This window comes from Streptococcus sp. 1453 (genome assembly GCF_013276955.1).
Classification (GTDB): Bacteria; Bacillota; Bacilli; order Lactobacillales; family Streptococcaceae; genus Streptococcus.
This window is the reverse complement of the sequence record NZ_VMLZ01000008.1, coordinates 33,504-52,154: the sequence shown is the minus strand read 5'-3', so window position 1 is coordinate 52,154 and position 18,651 is coordinate 33,504. Positions and strand designations below refer to the sequence as shown.

Sequence of the window (18,651 nt, the reverse complement as noted above, 5' to 3'; positions counted from 1 at the left end):
GGAACTGACACATGGAAATTTCATTATTAACAGATGTTGGTCAGAAACGGACAAATAACCAAGACTATGTCAACCACTATGTCAATAGAGCTGGACGTACCATGATTATTTTAGCTGATGGGATGGGAGGTCATCGCGCAGGGAATATCGCTAGTGAAATGGCGGTAACAGACCTAGGTGTAGCTTGGGTCGATACCCAAATCGATACAGTCAATGAAGTGCGTGAATGGTTCGCCCATTACCTAGAAATTGAAAATCAAAAGATTCACCAGCTTGGTCAGGATGAAGCTTACAGAGGCATGGGAACTACTTTGGAAGTCCTTGCTATTATTGATAATCAGGCTATCTATGCTCATATTGGTGATTCGCGTATCGGCTTGATTCGTGGAGAAGAATACCATCAGTTGACGAGCGACCATTCTTTGGTCAATGAATTGCTCAAGGCTGGTCAATTGACACCAGAAGAGGCAGAAGCTCACCCGCAAAAAAATATTATCACCCAGTCTATCGGGCAAAAAGATGAAATTCAGCCTGATTTTGGGACAGTTATCCTTGAGTCAGGCGACTATCTCTTGCTCAATAGTGACGGCTTGACCAACATGATTTCAGGCAGTGAGATTCGTGATATTGTAACCAGTGATATTCCTTTAGCAGATAAGACGGAGACACTTGTTCGTTTTGCTAACAATGCAGGAGGTTTAGACAACATTACGGTTGCCCTTGTTTCTATGAACGAGGAGGATGCAGAATGATCCAAATCGGCAAGATTTTTGCCGGGCGCTATCGGATTGTCAAACAGATTGGTCGAGGAGGCATGGCGGATGTCTACCTAGCCAAAGACTTAATCTTAGATGGGGAAGAAGTGGCAGTGAAGGTTCTGAGAACCAACTACCAGACAGACCCGATAGCTGTGGCTCGTTTTCAGCGTGAAGCGAGAGCTATGGCAGATTTAGACCATCCTCATATCGTTCGGATAACAGATATTGGCGAGGAAGACGGTCAACAGTACCTAGCTATGGAGTATGTGGCTGGACTTGACCTTAAACGCTATATCAAGGAACATTATCCTCTTTCTAATGAAGAAGCCGTCCGTATCATGGGACAAATCCTCCTAGCCATGCGTTTGGCCCATACCAGAGGAATTGTTCACCGGGACTTGAAACCTCAAAATATCCTCTTGACACCAGATGGGACTGTCAAGGTTACAGACTTTGGGATTGCAGTAGCCTTTGCTGAGACGAGTCTGACTCAGACTAACTCGATGCTGGGTTCAGTTCATTACTTGTCACCAGAGCAGGCGCGTGGTTCGAAGGCGACTGTACAAAGTGATATCTATGCAATGGGGATTATTTTCTATGAGATGCTGACGGGCCATATACCTTATGACGGGGATAGCGCGGTGACCATCGCCCTCCAGCATTTCCAAAAACCACTGCCGTCCGTTATTGCTGAGAATCCATCTGTGCCCCAGGCTTTGGAGAATGTTGTTATCAAGGCAACTGCTAAGAAATTGACAGATCGCTACAAATCAGTAGCTGAAATGTATGTGGATTTGTCTAGTAGTTTGTCTTATAATCGTCGTAATGAACCAAAGCTGGTCTTTGACGATGCGACTAAGGCGGACACCAAGACTCTACCAAAAGTATCCCAGAGTACCTTGACCTCGATTCCTAAGGTTCAAGCGCAGACAGAACACAAACCAATCAAAAAACCAAGCCAGGCTGTGACAGAGGAAACTTACCACCCACAGGCACCGAAAAAACGTAGATTTAAGATGCGTTACCTGATTTTTTTGGCCAGCATTGTATTGGTGGCAGCTTCTCTTATTTGGATACTATCCAGAACTCCTGCAACCATTGCCATTCCAAATGTGGCAGGTCAGACAGTGGCGGAAGCCAAGGAAACCCTCAAAAAAGCCAATTTTGAGATTGGCGAGGAGAAGTCAGAGGCTAGTGAAAAGGTGGAAGAAGGGCGGATTATCCGTACAGATCCTGGCGCTGGAACTGGTCGAAAAGAAGGAACGAAAATCAATTTGGTTGTCTCATCAGGCAAGCAATCCTTCCAATTGAGTAACTATATCGGCCGTAAATCTACAGATGTTATTGCAGAACTCAAGCAGAAGAAGGTTCCTGAAAATCTCATCAAGATTGAGGAAGAAGAATCAAGTGAGAGCGAAGCAGGAACCGTTCTCAGACAGAGTCCAGCTGCCGGAACAACCTATGATTTGAGCAAGGCCTCAACGATTACCTTAACCGTTGCTAAGAAAGTAACCAGCGTTGCTATGCCAAGTTATATAGGATCTAGTCTTGAATTTACTAAAAACAATCTCGTTCAAATTGTTGGGATTAAGGAAGCCAATATTGAAGTTGTAGAAGTATCGACAGCTCCTGATGGAACTACTGAGGGTACAGTCGTTGAACAGAGTCCAAAAGCGGGTGAAAAGGTTGATTTGACTAAGACGCGTGTCAAGATTTCAATCTACAAACCAAAAACACCGCCGTCAACGTCATCATCAGCACCAGCCCAACGTGGAAACCAAGGTTCTACTACGACACCAAGTCAGGGGAACCAACAAGGAAATCAACGAGAGAATTCACCTGCTACTACTCAATCAAGTAGTGAAGGGAACCACGAAAATTCTCGTAATTAAACGAATCTTTGTCATGATTTCATGGCAAAGATTTTTTTTGAGTCCGGATTTGTGATAGAATAGAGGGAGTTGATAAAAGGAGGCAAGCATGGAAGAATCAAGAGAATTAAATGCCGTCATCGATGTGATTATGTTAGCTGGAACCATTCTCCTCAAAAGTGGATCAGAGATTCATCGTGTAGAAGATACCATGATTCGGATTGCGCATTCGCAGGGGATTGTGGATTGTAATGTCCTTGCTATGCCTGCAGCTATCTTTTTCTCCATTGAAAATACCAATATTTCACGTATGAAGCGCGTGACCTCCTCTTCTTATAACATCGAAAAAGTCTGCGATGTCAACCAGATTTCTCGTCAGCTGGTTGGGGGGCAGATTGATTTAGAAACAGCCTTTAAGCAATTGACGGTCTTGCAAGCCCAACCTCTTCCTTATACCAAGTTGCAGGTGACTTTGGCTGCGACCTTAAGTGCTCCTTTCTTTTCAATTATGTTTAGTGGAAATATCTATGACGCACTTGGGGCAGGAGTGGCGACCTTGTTTGGTTTTGCCTTTTCACTCTATGTGGAAAAATTTATCCGAATTCCCTTTGTGACAGCCTTTGCTGGAGCCTTTGTCTTTGGGATAATTGCCCAGTTTTGGGCTCGCTATACAGGCTTTCCTTCAACGGCAGATTTGATTATAGCTGGTGCGGTCATGCCGTTTGTACCAGGTATTGCCTTGACCAATGCGGTTCGCGATATTATGACCAACCACATAAACTCTGGTATGAGCAAGATGTTTGAATCCCTGCTCATTACCCTTGCTCTAGGGGCAGGAACTTCTGTCGCCTTGGTATTGATGAACTAATATGACACTAACAACCTTTTTATTACAAGCAGTAGCAAGTCTTCTTGCCATTATCACTTTTTTAATCGTACTCAATGTGCAACGCTCTATGCTCTTACCTGGAGGGATTTTGGGCATGGCTGTCTGGCTAATTTATCTCTTGCTCAAGGAACCGACCAATGTTATTGTGGCTACTTTTATTGCAGCTATTATTGGTTCTTGTGTCAGCCAGATTTTAAGTATTCTTTATAAGACACCTGCTGTGGTCTTTATCTTGGCCATCTTGGCACCTCTGGTTCCGGGTTATCTTTCTTATCGGACAACTGCCTTTTTTGTGACAGGGGACTATAATAAAGCGCTGGCAAGTGCGACCTTGGTTGTCATGCTGGCTCTGGTCATTTCCATTGGAATGGCTAGCGGAACAGTGATTCTTAGACTTTATTCTTACTTACGAAAACAGCATAAAAGTTAGATTCATAAGAGGCTTGATTTGGTGAATCAAGTCTTTTTTCTCTCTTTTACTGCCATTTGTGATAAAATAGTAGTGAACGATTTTTTACATGAATGATAAAACAGAGGTAAATATGACAATCGGTATTGATAAGATTGGTTTTGCGACCAGTCAATATGTCTTGAAATTACAAGACTTAGCAGAAGCGAGGGGGATTGACCCTGAAAAATTAAGTAAAGGACTCTTACTCGAGGAATTGAGTATTGCGCCCCTAACTGAAGACATCGTGACTTTGGCGGCTAGTGCTAGTGACTCTATTTTAACTGAGCAAGAAAGACAAGAAATTGACATGGTCATTGTGGCTACCGAGTCAGGAATTGACCAGAGTAAGGCTGCGGCCGTCTTTGTGCATGGCTTGCTGGGTATCCAGCCCTTTGCTCGTAGTTTCGAGATTAAAGAAGCCTGTTATGGAGCGACAGCTGCCCTCCATTATGCAAAACTGCATGTGGAAAATTCTCCAGAGTCCAAGGTCTTGGTCATTGCCAGTGATATTGCCAAATACGGTATTGAAACTCCAGGAGAACCAACTCAAGGTGCTGGAAGTGTAGCTATGTTGATTACACAAAATCCACGCATTATGGCCTTTAATAACGACAATGTGGCTCAGACTCGTGACATCATGGATTTCTGGCGTCCAAATTACTCTACAACTCCTTATGTGAATGGTGTCTATTCTACCCAACAATATTTGGATAGTTTGAAAACGACTTGGCTTGAATACCAAAAACGCTACCAGCTTACTTTGGATGATTTTGCAGCTGTTTGCTTCCACTTGCCTTACCCTAAATTAGCGCTAAAAGGCTTGAAAAAAATCATGGATAAGAACTTGCCTCAAGAGAAAAAAGACCTCTTGCAAAACCATTTTGACCAGTCTATTCTCTACAGTCAAAAGGTGGGGAATATCTACACAGGATCCCTCTTCCTTGGGCTTCTGTCTCTCTTGGAAAATACAGATAGCCTGAAGGCTGGGGATAAAATTGCTCTTTATAGTTACGGAAGTGGGGCTGTAGCTGAGTTCTTCAGTGGTGAATTGGTTGAAGGATATGAAGCCTATCTGGATAAGGACCGCTTGAACAAGCTCAACCAACGAACTGCCCTATCTGTTGCAGAATATGAAAAGATCTTCTTTGAGGAAGTGGTGTTGGATGAAACAAACTCTGCCCAGTTTGCAGGTTATGAAAATCAAGATTTTGCCTTGGTTGAAATTATCGACCACCAACGCCGTTATAGCAAGGTTGAAAAATAATGAAGATAAGTTGGAATGGATTTTCTAAAAAATCATACCATGAGCGCCTTGAGCTGTTAAAAGCTCAGGCGCTCCTTAGTCCTGAGAGACAAGCTAGTCTGGAGCAGGATGAACAGATGAGTGTGACTGTGGCAGACCAGCTGAGTGAGAATGTAGTGGGAACTTTTTCTTTGCCTTATTCGCTGGTCCCAGAGGTTCTCGTTAACGGTCAGGCATACACAGTTCCTTATGTGACAGAAGAGCCCTCTGTGGTTGCTGCGGCCAGCTACGCCAGTAAAATCATCAAGCGAGCAGGTGGCTTTACTGCACAAGTCCATGAGCGCCAGATGATTGGGCAGGTAGCCCTTTATCAAGTTGCTAATCCTGAACAAGCCCAAGAGAAGATTGCCAGCAAGAAAGCGGAGCTCTTGGAGCTTGCCAATCAAGCCTATCCTTCCATTGTTAAACGTGGGGGCGGGGCGCGTGATTTGCATGTAGAGCAGATCAAAGGCGAAACAGACTTTCTCGTTGTTTATCTCCATGTCGATACCCAAGAAGCTATGGGAGCCAATATGCTCAACACCATGCTGGAAGCCTTGAAACCAGTCTTAGAAGAACTTAGTCAGGGACAGAGTCTTATGGGGATCCTGTCCAACTACGCGACCGATTCTCTGGTGACTGCAAGCTGTCGCCTCGCCTTTCGCTACTTGAGTCGCCAAAAGGATCAAGGACGAGACATTGCAGAGAAAATGGCTTTGGCTAGCCAGTTTGCACAGGCTGATCCTTATCGAGCTGCTACTCACAATAAAGGGATTTTTAATGGTATAGATGCCATTTTAGTAGCCACTGGTAATGACTGGCGTGCTATTGAGGCAGGAGCTCATGCTTTTGCAAGTCGAGATGGACATTATCAAGGTCTTAGTCAATGGACGCTGGACATGGAAAGAGAAGAATTGGTGGGCCAGCTGACCTTACCTATGCCTGTAGCGACCAAGGGCGGTTCTATCGGTCTCAACCCTCGTGTAGCCCTCAGTCATGAACTACTGGGAAATCCTTCTGCCAAAGAATTAGCCCAGATTATCGTGTCTATCGGACTTGCCCAAAACTTTGCAGCCCTGAAAGCTTTAGTCAGCACAGGAATTCAGCAAGGCCACATGAAATTGCAGGCCAAATCCTTGGCTCTCCTAGCAGGTGCTAGTGAGTTTGAAGTTGCTCCCCTAATCGAGCGTCTCATCGCAGATAAAACTTTTAACCTAGAGACAGCCCGGCGCTATCTCGAAAACTTAAGATCATAAAAAACTCAGACAGATCGGTCTGAGTTTTCTTGTGCTTATACTCTTCGAAAATCTCTTCAAACCACGTCAGCTTCGCCTTGCCGTAGATATATGTAACTGACTTCGTCAGTCTTATCTACAACCTCAAAGCAGTGCTTTGAGCAGCCTGTGGCTAGCTTCCTAGTTTGCTCTTTGATTTTCATTGAGTATTAAATACTTTTTCCTGGTAATAGAGTAACTGGTAAAAAGTAACCAGTTGTCGCAACTTCCTTGCCTTCTATCTTCTGCAAGAGAAGGTCAACAGTGAGGCAGGCAATCTCTTCCAAGGGTTGCTTAATAGTAGCCAGTTGAGGGTAGTAATTCTCGATAAAGTAGGTCCCATCATAGCCGATGATTTTAAGTTCTTTCGGGACAGAAATGCCCAGTTCTTGAGCGATTTTAATGACCAGAATGGCAGTCAAATCATCCGAAGTAAAGATGGCATCTGGTTTTTGTCGGGTCAAGATATTCTTGATTTCCATTTCTTTTCTGACGGGAGAAAAGTCACTGGAAACATTGATAATAGGTGCTTTGGGGAGTACGGATGCAAAACCAGCGTGGCGCAGTCCGGTTGGTGAGTTAGAATTGTCATTCCCTGTAATCATGATGATAGACTGGGCACCTGTCTTAACCAAGGTCTGGGCGGCTAGGACCCCACCAGCATAGTTGTCAGAGGAAACGACAGGAATGTCTGGTGACAGGTTGCGGTCAAAGGAAATAATCGGCGCTGTCACACGATTGTAGTCTTCGATTCCTAGGTTGTGGCTACCCGAAATGATGCCGTCTACCTGATTGGCTTCGAGCATTTCGATGTACTCGCGTTCCTTTTCAGAGTCATGCTCACTGTTGCAGATGATGGTCTTGTAACCATTTTTGAAGAGTTGGTGTTCCAATTTATCAATCAATTCTGCATAGAAAACGTTAGAAATATTGGGGAAAATCAAGCCGATTAACTTAGCTGATTTTCCTTGTAGACTGCGAGCTAGGTTGTTGGGTTTATAGCCCAGTTCTCGCATGGCTTCATTAACCTTTTGAATGGTTTTTTCAGATAGATACCCTTTTTTATTGATAACCCGAGAAACGGTAGTAGGACTGACGCCTGCAAGTTTGGCGACATCAGTTAGTTTTGCGACCATAATCTAATTCATAGTAAGTTCCAGTTGGATTTCCAGATTTGATGAGGATACCATTTTGGTCCGCATGTGGGAAGACACGACCAGAAAATACTTTTTCTCCTTTATTGATGAAAATTTCAAAGACAGAGTTATCGATGAAGATTGTAGCAGTAGTAGCCTGATGATCGATAGGGCAAGAGCGAGTTGTTCCAAATTCTTGGGCATACTGTTCACCAGCCTGGCTACGATCCACTGTCACTTGACCATTTACAAGGTCAAAGTTGATGGAAAGTCCCTTTCCTTCTTGATCAGCAAGTAAGGTAATCTCGCTCTGGCTATTAGCTTCCAAGTTGAGTTCAAGTTCGTAAGTGTTCTTGGTTTGGGCACGGTTTGAGAAAGGTTCTTCAGAAGCACGAAGGTTCTTGATAGCTGCGACTGGGTATTGGTAGAGTTTGCCGTCTTTGATAGTGAGTTCCTTGACCAAAGAGAAGGTTCCTTGGTGGTCAAAACGGTCAGATGGGTAAGAAACATCTGGCAAGCCAAGCCAGCTAACAGCTAGAGCACGTCCGTCAGGAGCGTTGAAGGCTTGAGTTGCATAGGCTTCGAAACCATAGTCCATGTTTTGAAGTTGAGATACATCTACCATTTTAGCATTTTCAGGGTCAAAGGAAGCCCCAATCTTATACATATTTGGAAAGATATTATCGTAGTCTAGAACTTTCTTATCCAATCCTTGTGGGCAGTAGAGAAGGACAGGTTGTTCCCCTACAAAGACCAGATTTGGACATTCCATCATGTAGGCAGTACGGTCGTTAGCAAAGTCAAGGTTGCCAACGGCTTGCCAGTTTGTATAGTCGTTGTCTACAGCCTTGTAGAGACGGACGAAGCCTTTTTTATCCAAGTCCTGTCCACCGACGATGGCATAATATTGACCTTTAAAGTTAAAAATTTGTGGATCGCGGAAGTGGTCTGTAGAGTCTGCTGGCTGTTCAATCAAGATCTTATCAATCTTTGTAATCTTGCCATCCTTATCCATCAAAGCTCCAATCTGGTAAGGGTGACGGATCCAGTTTTCATCACGAACATTTCCTGTATAAAATAGGAACAAGTTATCGCCAAATTGCATGGCAGAACCAGAGTAGGCACCGTGGCTATCTAATGGAGTATCAGGTAAAACTTTGACACCAGTTTCTGTGAAGTGAACCAAGTCCTCACTTTCCAATTGCACCCAAGATTTTAAACCATGGGCTGCACCAAATGGAAAGTTCTGATAAAAAACAATCCACTTGCCATCAAAGTAGGAAAAGCCATTTGGATCGTTGAGAAGTCCTGTTTTTGGCTCAACATGGTAATGAGTATGCCATGGAGATTGTGCTATATTTTCTTTTATATGTTGAATTTCTTCTTGCGTCCAATCTTGATAAAGTCTGTAACGACGCTCGGTTGTCCATTCCATTCATTCATTCCTCCGAAAATCTTATCACTTCTAATAGTAACCGTTTTCGATTAAAAATGCAAGCCTTTTATGTTAAAAAAGAGAAAAAACTGCCAAACGTTTATCATAAAATAAATGCAGGAAATCAATCAAATTTTCACAAAAATATGAAAGAGAATGAAATAAAACCCTTTTAACCAAGATTTTAAACTTATTTTTTTAAGGAACACCTGATAAAACAGTCAAAATCAATCAATCTAAAGCGAGCAAACTAAGTGGATAGAATATTTTTTCTGCAAAACGCTTGACATATTTCTAAAACATGATAAAATAATAGTCGTAGGGCGAATAAAATCGCTTTCAAACAAGAACAAAATTTTATATAAGGAGATTTTTGCAAATGAACAATCAGGAAATTGCAAAAAAAGTCATCGATGCCTTGGGTGGACGTGAAAATGTCAACAGTGTAGCTCACTGTGCGACTCGTCTTCGTGTCATGGTCAAAGATGAAGGAAAAATCAATAAAGAAGTGATTGAGAACTTGGAAAAAGTTCAAGGTGCTTTCTTTAACTCAGGTCAATACCAAATCATCTTTGGTACTGGTACAGTAAACAAAATGTACGATGAAGTTGTTGCACTTGGTTTACCAACATCATCTAAAGATGACATGAAAGCAGAAGCTGCTAAACAAGGGAACTGGTTCCAACGTGCTATCCGTACTTTCGGTGACGTTTTCGTTCCAATCATCCCAGTTATCGTAGCGACAGGTCTCTTCATGGGTGTGCGTGGTCTTTTCATTGCTCTTGAAATGCCACTTCCAGGAGACTTTGCAACTTACACACAAATCTTGACAGATACAGCCTTCATCATCTTGCCAGGTTTGGTTGTTTGGTCAACCTTCCGTGTATTCGGTGGTAACCCTGCCGTTGGTATCGTTCTTGGTATGATGCTTGTTTCTGGCTCACTTCCAAACGCTTGGGCAGTTGCTCAAGGTGGTGAAGTAACAGCTATGAACTTCTTTGGTTTCATCCCTGTTGTTGGTTTGCAAGGTTCCGTTCTTCCAGCCTTCATCATCGGGGTTGTCGGAGCTAAATTTGAAAAAGCTGTCCGCAAGGTCGTTCCAGATGTCATTGACCTTTTGGTAACACCATTCGTGACACTTTTGGTTATGTCTATCCTTGGACTATTTGTCATCGGACCAGTCTTTCACGTTGTTGAAAACTACATCCTTATCGCGACAAAAGCGATCCTTAGTATGCCATTTGGTCTTGGTGGTTTCTTGATTGGTGGGGTTCACCAATTGATCGTCGTGTCAGGTGTGCACCATATCTTCAACTTGCTTGAAGTTCAATTGCTTGCTGCTGACCATGCTAACCCATTCAACGCTATCATCACTGCTGCTATGACAGCTCAAGGTGCTGCAACTGTTGCGGTTGGTGTTAAAACTAAAAATCCAAAACTAAAAACACTTGCTTTCCCAGCTGCTCTTTCTGCCTTCCTCGGTATTACAGAGCCTGCTATCTTCGGGGTGAACTTGCGCTTCCGTAAACCATTCTTCCTCTCATTGATTGCTGGTGCAATCGGTGGTGGATTGGCTTCTATCCTTGGACTTGCTGGTAATGGTAGTGGTATCACCATCATCCCTGGTACAATGCTTTATGTTGGTAACGGACAACTTGCCCAATACCTTCTTATGGTAGCTGTATCATTTGCACTTGGTTTTGCTCTTACTTACATGTTTGGTTATGAGGATGAAAAAGAAGTTGCTACTGAAGCGGCGACAGAACGTTTGGTCCAAGAAGAAACAACTGGCAACATTCCAGCAGCTCTTCAAAATGAAACACTTGTAACTCCTATCGTCGGTGATGTTGTCGCTCTTGCTGATGTCAATGACCCAGTCTTCTCAAGTGGAGCTATGGGACAAGGTATCGCTGTGAAGCCTAGCCAAGGTGTGGTTTATGCACCAGCTGATGCTGAAGTTTCAATTGCCTTTCCAACAGGACACGCTTTTGGTTTGAAAACAACTGATGGTGCTGAAGTTTTGATTCACGTTGGTATTGACACTGTGTCTATGAACGGTGACGGTTTTGAAGCAAAAGTTGCTCAAGGTGATAAGGTTAAAGCTGGCGATGTTCTTGGAACATTTGACTCAAACAAAATCGCTGCAGCTGGACTTGATGATACAACAATGGTTATCGTTACAAATACAGCTGACTACGCTTCAGTAGCTCCAGTCGCAACAGGTTCAGTTGCTAAGGGAGATGCTGTGATCGAAGTGAAAATCTAATCAATCTTCTCTAGCTAAATGAAAACGAACAAATGACATGTTTGTTCGTTTTTGCTTGAATGGTAAGATTTACAGAGGAAAATCTAAAAAATAGAGAAATTTAGACTTTCGAAATATGCTATAATAAAGAAAATAAAAACAAGAGGTTTATCATGACAAAATTATATGGAAGCTTGGAAGCGGGCGGTACAAAGTTTGTCTGTGCTGTCGGTGATGAAAACTTTAACGTTGTAGAAAAAACACAATTTCCAACAACAACTCCAATCGAAACAATCGATAAAACCATCGAGTTCTTCTCAAAATTCGACAACCTTGCTGGTCTTGCAGTCGGTTCATTTGGTCCGATTGATATTGATAAAAACTCAAAAACCTATGGCTTTATCACAACGACTCCAAAACCAAACTGGGCAAATGTGGACTTGCTTGGTGCCCTTCGTCGCGCCCTCAACGTGCCAATGTACTTCACTACAGACGTAAACAGCTCTGCTTATGGTGAAGTGGTTGCCCGTAATAATGCTGGTGGTCGTATCGAAAACTTGGTTTACTACACAATCGGTACAGGTATCGGTGCAGGTGTCATCCAACGTGGTGAGTTTATCGGCGGTGCCGGTCACCCTGAAATGGGTCATTATTATGTTGCTAGACACCCAATGGATATTGAAAAAGAATTCAACGGTGTTTGTCCTTTCCACAAGGGATGTCTGGAAGGTTTTGCGGCTGGTCCAAGTTTGGAAGCTCGTACAGGTGTACGTGGAGAAAATATTGAACTCAACAACCCTGTTTGGGATGTTCAAGCCTACTATATCGCTCAAGCTGCGGTCAATGCGACAGTGACTTTCCGCCCAGATGTGATTGTCTTTGGTGGAGGGGTCATGGCTCAACAACACATGCTGGATCGTGTCCGTGAGAAATTTACATCTCTTCTCAATGGTTACCTACCAGTACCTGATGTGCGTGACTATATCGTGACGCCAGCAGTTGCAGGAAATGGTTCAGCTACTCTTGGAAATTTTGTCCTTGCAAAAGAAGTTTCAAAATAAATCACAAAATCCGCTTGGGAAACCAAACGGATTTTGTGGTTGAAAACAATATTTTTGAGCCTTTCCTTAAGTGATTACGGACGGTAGCGACTTTCTTCGAAATTCCATACCTAAACTTTGAGCCTAATGTCTCAAAGTTTCCGAACACCTGAAACCATTAGATTTCAAGGGTTTCTATCACGGCGGAAAGGCTAGGTAAGTACTCACCTCACTATTGAAAAATAGGAATGATTTCCATACCAAAGTATATTTAGTATCAAGCTATAATCGATCTACGCTCTAAAAATCCGCTTGGGAAACCAAACGGATTTTTTACATGTCAAAGCATTTGCCAGAAAAAGTCAATAATATAGGTCAGACCGTAGGTATAAACCACGAGAGTAAATGGCTTGGTCAGAATGATGATGGTCATATAGCGCTTGAAGCTCATCTTGGTCAGGGCAGCCAGCATACAGAGAAAGTCAGCTGGACTAATGGGCCAAATCATCATAAAGATAAAGAAACGGTCAAAACGATTGCCCTTATCCAACCAGCCGATATACTTGTCATAGGTGCGCTTGCTGACGACAGACCGGACAAAGGCAGCTCCATAGAGTCGCACAAGATAAAAGATAATGGCACAGCCAATCACGATGCCGATATAGTTGTAGATTGTCCCGATGATGTGGCCGTAGATAAAGACCCCAGCTACCGAGGTCAAGGCTCCTGGAATGATAGGGACGACCGTCTGTAAAATCTGTAAAAAGATAAAGAGAGGTGGCCCCCAGATACCTGCCTGCTGGATAAAGGCAGAGAGGGTTTCCTTGGACTGTAAAATCCCAGCCTGATAAGCCCAAATGCAGAAAATCAAACTCCCAACTCCACCGACAATCGATGAGATATTGATAAGATGCTGCAGAAGGGGAGAAACAGCTTTCATTTGTTTATCCTGTGACATGTAAACTCCTCATAGATAGTATAACTCTACTATACCATATTTTGGAGGAGAAAGGGGGAATGAGTCTTTTTTGATAAGGAATAGAAAGTAAATAGCCCTTCGAGACTTAGAATAGGTCTGTCAACTAAAGGTTATATGTATTCTAGGTTTCGAACAATCGTAATTACATAAATTTAAAAGTATTCTGAGTTTCGAATAGCTTATCTGAAATAATTTTGAGGCATTCAAGCTTTCGAATAGTCATATTCCCTAAAGTTTAGATGTATTCTGAAGCTAGAAAAGTTAAAATCTAAAAATAATAAGGGTCTCTATCTGATGGATGTAATTTATGTCTAGTATGAATCCTTTGAATCGTTAGTTAATGTTAATATGAATCAGTTCTGAAATAATTACTAAATATAGTTAGATGGTGAATGAATTATTGCTAAATTTCAAGTTCAAGTTAGCCATCAAGAAGTCTTCTCTGAGCGACTTGTAGTTCAAGAATTTTTTAGGATAGTTGTTCATCCATTTTTCGATGAATGCGATTTCTTTGGGAGTCGTTTTCTTAGTTCCCTTAGGTAACCATCTACGAATGAGCCTGTTGTGATTCTCATTAGTTCCCCTTTCCCAAGAGGCATAAGAATGTGCATAGTAGATATGTTCCTTACAAAACACATCAGACAAGCGGTTTAATTCCGTTCCGTCCATTAGTAGATAAAGGATTACTCCTGCTTGAAATGACAGATGAACTTGTTTCTTATAAAAAATGTTGTCTGAAATTATTCGCTTTTTTCCAGAAGTTTTAGAGGAAGAAAACTTTATGAGGAAAAAGAACTTACTCAAATAACAATTCAGGATTAAAAATAGACAGTTGAGGAGCAGAGTGGATAAATTAACTTTACTACTGTATAATGGATTTATTGCTAAAAGTACTCCAGGCCATATTTTACACAGCATTAGTCTTCTAAAAATAGACAGAAATCATTGTAAAGGCTATCAAAAAGGAGTATAATGAGTGAAAGAAATTTCGGAGGTGAAAGATGCTAGAAGTAAGAAGTCTAGAGAAAAGTTTTGGATCCAAGCAAGTTTTGTTTGGTATTGAATTTCAAGCGCGACCAGGTCGTATTTTGGGACTAGTCGGAAAAAATGGTGCTGGGAAGACAACGATTTTCCACAGTATTTTGAAGTTTTTAGAATATCAAGGAGAAATCAGTCTGGATGGGCAGGATATTCATCAGGAGACCTATGCTCGGATTGGCTATCTGCCTGAAGAACGCAGTCTCATGCCTAAATTGACAGTTCTTGAACAAGTTCGTTATTTGGCGACTCTAAAAGGTATGGATGCCAAGGAGGTCAAGGAAAAACTCCCTCAATGGATGAAGAGGTTGGAAGTGAAAGGGAAGCTGACAGATAAAATCAAGAGCCTGTCAAAAGGAAATCAGCAGAAGATTCAGCTCATCATTACTCTGATTCATGAGCCAGACTTGATTATCTTGGATGAGCCTTTCAGTGGATTGGACCCAGTCAATACAGAATTGCTCAAGCAAGTCATTTTTCAAGAAAAAGAACGTGGGGCAACCATTATCTTTTCTGACCATGTCATGACCAACGTCGAGGAGCTTTGTGACGATATTCTCATGATCCGAGATGGCCGTGTGGTCTTGCATGGACCAGTTCAGGATGTCCGCAATCAATACGGGAAAACGCGTCTCTTTGTTTCAAGTGAACGAAGCAAGGAAGAATTGGAAAACCTTCCTCATGTTAAACAGGTGAGCTTGACCAAACAAGGCAGTTGGAAATTGATTTTGGAGGATGAGAGCGCTGGAAGGGAACTCTTCCCAATCTTAACTCAGGGGCAATATATCGCAACCTTTGACCAGCAAGCGCCAACAATCGATGAAATCTTTAAACTAGAATCAGGGGTGGAAGTATGAGAAATATGTGGGTTGTAATCAAGGAAACCTATCTTCGACATGTCAAATCGTGGAGTTTCTTCTTTATGGTGATTTCGCCGTTCCTCTTTTTAGGAATCTCTGTAGGAATTGCCTATCTCCAAGGCTCTTCAATGGCTAAAAATGATAAAGTGGCAGTAGTGACAACAGTGCCATCTGTAGCAGAAGGACTGAAGAATGTAAATGGTGTTAACTTTGACTATAAAGACGAAGCAAGTGCCAAAGAAGCGATTAAAGATGAAAAATTAAAAGGGTATCTGACTATTGATCAAGAAGATAGTGTTTTAAAGGCAGTTTATCATGGCGAAACGTCGCTTGAAAATGGAATTAAATTTGCAGTTACAGGTACACTCAATGAACTACAAAATCAGCTTAATCGTTCAACTGCTTCCTTGTCTCAAGAGCAGGAAAAACGCTTAGCGCAGACAGTTCAATTCACAGAAAAGATTGATGAAGCCAAGGAAAATAAAAAGTTTATTCAAACAATTGCAGCAGGCGCCTTAGGATTCTTTCTTTATATGATTCTGATTACCTATGCGGGTGTGACGGCTCAGGAAGTTGCCAGTGAAAAAGGCACCAAAATTATGGAAGTCGTCTTTTCTAGCATAAGGGCAAGTCACTATTTCTATGCGCGGATGATGGCTCTATTTCTAGTGATTTTAACGCATATTGGGATTTATGTTGTAGGTGGTCTCACTGCCATTCTGTTCTTTAAAGATTTGCCATTCTTGGCTCAGTCTGGTGTTTTAGATCACTTGGGAGATGCTTTCTCACTGAATACCTTGCTCTTTATTTTGGTTAGTCTTTTCATGTATGTAGTCTTGGCGGCCTTTCTAGGTTCTATGGTTTCTCGTCCGGAGGACGCAGGAAAAGCCTTGTCGCCTTTGATGATTTTGATTATGGGTGGTTTTTTTGGAGTGACAGCTCTAGGTGCAGCTGGTGACAATCTCATCTTGAAGATTGGTTCTTATATTCCCTTTATTTCGACCTTCTTTATGCCATTTAGAACCATTAATGGCTATGCAAATGGGTTAGAAGCATGGATTTCACTTGCTATTACAGTGATTTTTGCAGTGGTAGCAACAGGATTTATCGGACGCATGTATGCCAGCCTAGTCCTTCAAACAGATGATTTAGGAATCTGGAAAACCTTTAAACGCGCCTTATCTTATAAATAGAAGAGCCTCGCGAAAGCGAGGTTTTTTAGAGATGAAAAGAGTGGAATCACGAACCTAATTACTTACACATTATGTAAATAGGTTACTTGAAAACTCGATTGTATAGTGAACTGAATCTGAAATAGGATAATATTGCTTCTAAAACATTCTTATAAATTGATTTGAATTCCAAAATCCCATCGTTCCGTTCTTATTTCATTTTGCGATATAGTGAAAGGAAATAAGTCAGCTCACAAAAAATGCATACTACCAGGATTTTTCAAGACTTAGTAGTATGCGTTTTTTGATTGTGAAGACTTTTCATCCAGCCTCTTTATGTGATAAAGTATCGTTAATAGTCAATGAAAATCAGACTGGGAAGTTAGCGGAAGGCTCCTCGAAACATAGTTTTGAGGTTGAGGAACTAACTAAGTCAGTAACATATACACACTAAGGACAAGCTGACGTGGTTTGAAGAGTATAAAGATCTGTTTCGTAAGCATCTAATAATAGGGTATTTTGATAGTGTAATCATTTGGATAAGCATTGTAGTATAGTGATATGAAATCAACTAAACTAAATAAGAAATATAGATTATCAAAACTCTTTTAAAAGATTGCATTAAATCTAAATAACATAGACGTCTTCAGCGTGTGCTGTCTCATCTTATGCTAAAATCTTATAAGGAGAGTATAGAAAATCTCGATTGAAATCAACTAACTGATTGGAGAAATGTATAAATATGAGAAGTTAGCCCCCCATGTCACTACCATAATGAGATTGCTCGAATTCCTTGCTTTTTATACTCAATGAAAATCAAAGAGCAAACTAGGAAACTAGCCGCAGGTTGCTCAAAACAGTGTTTTGAGGTTGTAGATAAGACTGACGAAGTCAGCTCAAAACACTGTTTTGAGGTTGTGGATAAGACTGACGAAGTCAGTTACCTATAGATACGGCAAGGCGACGTTGACGCGGTTTGAAGAGATTTTCGAAGAGTATTAACTCAATATCAAACTAGCTACGATGGGGCTGACAAAGACATAGAGAATACCAGTGACACCGATAGCCAACCCCCCCATGGCTCCTGCTACAGAGCCATATCGGAAGGCTGTCCCTGTTCCGACTGCATGACCTGTTCCTCCAAGGGAAAGACCAATAGCTACTGGATCATCTATTTTCAACCACTTCAAAAGTGTTGGGCCGATGACACTGGTTAAAATCCCAGTTGCGACTACAACGACCAAGGTCACGGTCGTCAGACCTTGCAATTTTTCTGTAATTCCTACTGCCATGGCGGTTGTCACTGACTTGGGAAAGAGAGAAATGGCTAGGAAAAAGTCCATGCCAAAAATCTTAGCTACAAGGGCTGTGAAAGAGGTATTGACAACTACTGCTAAGAGACTACCAAAGAGAATACTCCGTGCATGGTGCTTCATCAAGTGAAAACTCTTATAAAGCGGAATCCCTAGAGCCACTGTAGACGGAACAATCAAGTTGTTCAAATAAACCCCACCTTGGTAGTAATCTTGGTAAGAAATACCTGTCACCTTTAGAAAGATGATAATGAAAACAGCTGACAAAAGCAAGGGCGTTGTCAATGGATGGGGAAAACGTCTGTAAATCAGCATTCCTACTAGATAAGCTAGGATAGACAGGGCAAGCCCAAACAGGGGATTGGAAACAAATTCACTCATTTGGCATCTCCTTTCTCATAATCTCCTTCAAACCGTCGTTTGATAAACTGAACTACCAAGGCAATAAGGATAATATTGATAACAGCTGCAAAAAAGACAATCAAGACAATGGGTAGGAGATAGGGAGCAATCACATCAAACTTCTCCATGATTCCCACTGCTGGCGGCAAAAAGAGAATGGTCATATTGGCCAGCAAGAAGTTTCCCACCATGTTGACGTGCCTGGTCCTTAGCCACTTGAACTGCAGGGCTAGAAAAAGAATAATCAAACCGATAATACTGCCCGGGATGGGCAAATGAAAGAAACTGGAAATTCCCTCTCCGATTAGAGAAATCACAAAGAGAATCATTAATTGAACATATAATTTCATCCTAAACTCCACGAAATAGACTTCTTGAATACCAGTTTACTCTTTTTTCAGAAAATTTCAAGGAAATGCACAAAGGTTAATGAAAATTAAAGAATAAACTAGGAAGTCAGCTGCATGTTGCTCAAAGCAAAGTGTTGGGTTTGTAGGTCAAACTGA

General features: G+C 41.9%; 17 protein-coding genes and 1 pseudogene. 11 read left to right on the top strand and 7 right to left on the bottom strand.

The annotated features are described in order from the left end of the window. Nucleotides 1-11 precede the first annotated feature (11 nt). The 6 genes from HW098_RS07280 to HW098_RS07255 all read left to right on the top strand — a co-directional run bounded on the left by HW098_RS07280 (nucleotide 12) and on the right by HW098_RS07255 (nucleotide 6,507). Nucleotides 12-752: a Stp1/IreP family PP2C-type Ser/Thr phosphatase gene (locus HW098_RS07280; RefSeq protein ID WP_000406247.1), complete on the top strand. Its 741-nt coding sequence runs from the start codon at nucleotides 12-14 to the stop codon at nucleotides 750-752. Next, nucleotides 749-2,650 carry a Stk1 family PASTA domain-containing Ser/Thr kinase gene (gene pknB / locus HW098_RS07275; protein WP_176139685.1) on the top strand — a complete coding sequence of 634 codons (1,902 nt, stop codon included), beginning with the start codon at nucleotides 749-751 and terminating at the stop codon, nucleotides 2,648-2,650. Before HW098_RS07280 ends, pknB begins: the two co-directional genes overlap by 4 nt. Nucleotides 2,651-2,738: 88 nt before the next feature. Further along, nucleotides 2,739-3,497 carry a threonine/serine exporter family protein gene (locus HW098_RS07270; protein ID WP_176139684.1) on the top strand — a complete coding sequence of 253 codons (759 nt, stop codon included), beginning with the start codon at nucleotides 2,739-2,741 and terminating at the stop codon, nucleotides 3,495-3,497. A gap of 1 nt (nucleotide 3,498) precedes the next feature. After that, nucleotides 3,499-3,948: a threonine/serine exporter family protein gene (locus HW098_RS07265; protein WP_000176928.1), complete on the top strand. Its 450-nt coding sequence runs from the start codon at nucleotides 3,499-3,501 to the stop codon at nucleotides 3,946-3,948. Nucleotides 3,949-4,060: 112 nt separating this feature from the next. Continuing rightward, nucleotides 4,061-5,233 (top strand): hydroxymethylglutaryl-CoA synthase, encoded by a 1,173-nt coding sequence (locus HW098_RS07260; protein WP_176139716.1) that lies wholly within the window; start codon nucleotides 4,061-4,063, stop codon nucleotides 5,231-5,233. Continuing rightward, complete coding sequence (locus HW098_RS07255) at nucleotides 5,233-6,507, top strand: hydroxymethylglutaryl-CoA reductase, degradative (protein ID WP_176139683.1); 1,275 nt, start codon at nucleotides 5,233-5,235, stop codon at nucleotides 6,505-6,507. The genes HW098_RS07260 and HW098_RS07255 overlap by 1 nt, the downstream gene beginning before the upstream one ends. Nucleotides 6,508-6,563: 56 nt before the next feature. Here HW098_RS07255 and HW098_RS10755 read toward each other — a convergent pair whose 3' ends face one another. Genes HW098_RS10755 through HW098_RS07245 form a run of 3 tightly spaced genes read right to left on the bottom strand, consistent with a single transcriptional unit; the run spans nucleotide 6,564 to nucleotide 9,096 of the window. Continuing rightward, on the bottom strand, nucleotides 6,564-6,689 hold the full coding sequence (locus HW098_RS10755; RefSeq protein WP_033689216.1) for a hypothetical protein: 126 nt from the start codon (nucleotides 6,687-6,689) through the stop codon (nucleotides 6,564-6,566). A 6-nt stretch (nucleotides 6,690-6,695) separates the two neighbouring features. After that, on the bottom strand, nucleotides 6,696-7,661 hold the full coding sequence (locus tag HW098_RS07250; protein WP_176139682.1) for a LacI family DNA-binding transcriptional regulator: 966 nt from the start codon (nucleotides 7,659-7,661) through the stop codon (nucleotides 6,696-6,698). After that, nucleotides 7,642-9,096: a glycoside hydrolase family 32 protein gene (locus tag HW098_RS07245; RefSeq protein ID WP_176139681.1), complete on the bottom strand. Its 1,455-nt coding sequence runs from the start codon at nucleotides 9,094-9,096 to the stop codon at nucleotides 7,642-7,644. The genes HW098_RS07250 and HW098_RS07245 overlap by 20 nt, the downstream gene beginning before the upstream one ends. A 379-nt stretch (nucleotides 9,097-9,475) precedes the next feature. On the opposite strand from HW098_RS07245, the gene HW098_RS07240 reads away from it, so the two are divergent. After that, complete coding sequence (locus HW098_RS07240; protein WP_191995521.1) at nucleotides 9,476-11,362, top strand: sucrose-specific PTS transporter subunit IIBC; 1,887 nt, start codon at nucleotides 9,476-9,478, stop codon at nucleotides 11,360-11,362. A gap of 152 nt (nucleotides 11,363-11,514) precedes the next feature. Continuing rightward, entirely contained in the window at nucleotides 11,515-12,402 is an 888-nt protein-coding gene (scrK, locus tag HW098_RS07235) for a fructokinase ScrK (RefSeq protein ID WP_176139680.1), read from the top strand. A 319-nt stretch (nucleotides 12,403-12,721) separates the two neighbouring features. On the opposite strand, the gene HW098_RS07230 is transcribed toward scrK, so the two are convergent. Both HW098_RS07230 and HW098_RS07225 read right to left on the bottom strand, forming a co-directional pair. Further along, nucleotides 12,722-13,339, bottom strand: coding sequence for a TVP38/TMEM64 family protein (locus tag HW098_RS07230; protein WP_176139679.1), 618 nt, complete (start codon nucleotides 13,337-13,339; stop codon nucleotides 12,722-12,724). A 402-nt stretch (nucleotides 13,340-13,741) separates the two neighbouring features. Beyond that, nucleotides 13,742-14,008: pseudogene (locus tag HW098_RS07225) on the bottom strand (IS30 family transposase); the annotation flags it as partial. A 353-nt stretch (nucleotides 14,009-14,361) separates the two neighbouring features. Here HW098_RS07225 and HW098_RS07220 point away from each other — a divergent pair. From HW098_RS07220 to HW098_RS10575, 3 genes are all read left to right on the top strand, one after another. After that, complete coding sequence (locus HW098_RS07220; protein ID WP_176139678.1) at nucleotides 14,362-15,255, top strand: ABC transporter ATP-binding protein; 894 nt, start codon at nucleotides 14,362-14,364, stop codon at nucleotides 15,253-15,255. After that, nucleotides 15,252-16,451, top strand: a complete 1,200-nt coding sequence (locus HW098_RS07215) for an ABC transporter permease (RefSeq protein ID WP_176139677.1) — start codon at nucleotides 15,252-15,254, stop codon at nucleotides 16,449-16,451. The genes HW098_RS07220 and HW098_RS07215 overlap by 4 nt, the downstream gene beginning before the upstream one ends. 788 nt (nucleotides 16,452-17,239) lie before the next feature. Beyond that, the gene (locus tag HW098_RS10575) at nucleotides 17,240-17,380 is read left to right on the top strand and encodes a hypothetical protein (RefSeq protein WP_240149471.1); all 141 of its coding nucleotides are present in this window, start codon (nucleotides 17,240-17,242) and stop codon (nucleotides 17,378-17,380) included. A gap of 48 nt (nucleotides 17,381-17,428) precedes the next feature. On the opposite strand, the gene HW098_RS07205 is transcribed toward HW098_RS10575, so the two are convergent. Together HW098_RS07205 and HW098_RS07200 are read right to left on the bottom strand one after the other, a co-directional pair. Further along, nucleotides 17,429-18,124, bottom strand: a complete 696-nt coding sequence (locus HW098_RS07205) for an LrgB family protein (RefSeq protein ID WP_176139676.1) — start codon at nucleotides 18,122-18,124, stop codon at nucleotides 17,429-17,431. After that, a complete protein-coding gene (locus tag HW098_RS07200) occupies nucleotides 18,121-18,495 on the bottom strand; it encodes a CidA/LrgA family protein (RefSeq protein ID WP_000781325.1) in 375 nt (124 codons plus the stop codon). Before HW098_RS07200 ends, HW098_RS07205 begins: the two co-directional genes overlap by 4 nt. Between the last annotated feature and the right edge of the window lie 156 nt (nucleotides 18,496-18,651).

What these genes read in the sequence shown, in the direction of transcription:
- HW098_RS07265 (WP_000176928.1), top strand. Translation starts at nt 3,499, where the DNA reads ATGACACTAACAACCTTTTTATTACAAGCAGTAGCAAGTCTTCTTGCC.
- HW098_RS10575 (WP_240149471.1), top strand. Translation starts at nt 17,240, where the DNA reads ATGAAAATCAAAGAGCAAACTAGGAAACTAGCCGCAGGTTGCTCAAAA.
- HW098_RS07255 (WP_176139683.1), top strand. Translation starts at nt 5,233, where the DNA reads ATGAAGATAAGTTGGAATGGATTTTCTAAAAAATCATACCATGAGCGC.
- HW098_RS07260 (WP_176139716.1), top strand. Translation starts at nt 4,061, where the DNA reads ATGACAATCGGTATTGATAAGATTGGTTTTGCGACCAGTCAATATGTC.
- HW098_RS07240 (WP_191995521.1), top strand. Translation starts at nt 9,476, where the DNA reads ATGAACAATCAGGAAATTGCAAAAAAAGTCATCGATGCCTTGGGTGGA.
- HW098_RS07270 (WP_176139684.1), top strand. Translation starts at nt 2,739, where the DNA reads ATGGAAGAATCAAGAGAATTAAATGCCGTCATCGATGTGATTATGTTA.
- scrK (WP_176139680.1), top strand. Translation starts at nt 11,515, where the DNA reads ATGACAAAATTATATGGAAGCTTGGAAGCGGGCGGTACAAAGTTTGTC.
- HW098_RS07230 (WP_176139679.1), bottom strand. Translation starts at nt 13,339, where the DNA reads ATGTCACAGGATAAACAAATGAAAGCTGTTTCTCCCCTTCTGCAGCAT.
- HW098_RS07205 (WP_176139676.1), bottom strand. Translation starts at nt 18,124, where the DNA reads ATGAGTGAATTTGTTTCCAATCCCCTGTTTGGGCTTGCCCTGTCTATC.
- HW098_RS07215 (WP_176139677.1), top strand. Translation starts at nt 15,252, where the DNA reads ATGAGAAATATGTGGGTTGTAATCAAGGAAACCTATCTTCGACATGTC.
- HW098_RS10755 (WP_033689216.1), bottom strand. Translation starts at nt 6,689, where the DNA reads ATGAAAATCAAAGAGCAAACTAGGAAGCTAGCCACAGGCTGCTCAAAG.
- HW098_RS07280 (WP_000406247.1), top strand. Translation starts at nt 12, where the DNA reads ATGGAAATTTCATTATTAACAGATGTTGGTCAGAAACGGACAAATAAC.
- HW098_RS07250 (WP_176139682.1), bottom strand. Translation starts at nt 7,661, where the DNA reads ATGGTCGCAAAACTAACTGATGTCGCCAAACTTGCAGGCGTCAGTCCT.
- HW098_RS07200 (WP_000781325.1), bottom strand. Translation starts at nt 18,495, where the DNA reads ATGAAATTATATGTTCAATTAATGATTCTCTTTGTGATTTCTCTAATC.
- HW098_RS07220 (WP_176139678.1), top strand. Translation starts at nt 14,362, where the DNA reads ATGCTAGAAGTAAGAAGTCTAGAGAAAAGTTTTGGATCCAAGCAAGTT.
- pknB (WP_176139685.1), top strand. Translation starts at nt 749, where the DNA reads ATGATCCAAATCGGCAAGATTTTTGCCGGGCGCTATCGGATTGTCAAA.
- HW098_RS07245 (WP_176139681.1), bottom strand. Translation starts at nt 9,096, where the DNA reads ATGGAATGGACAACCGAGCGTCGTTACAGACTTTATCAAGATTGGACG.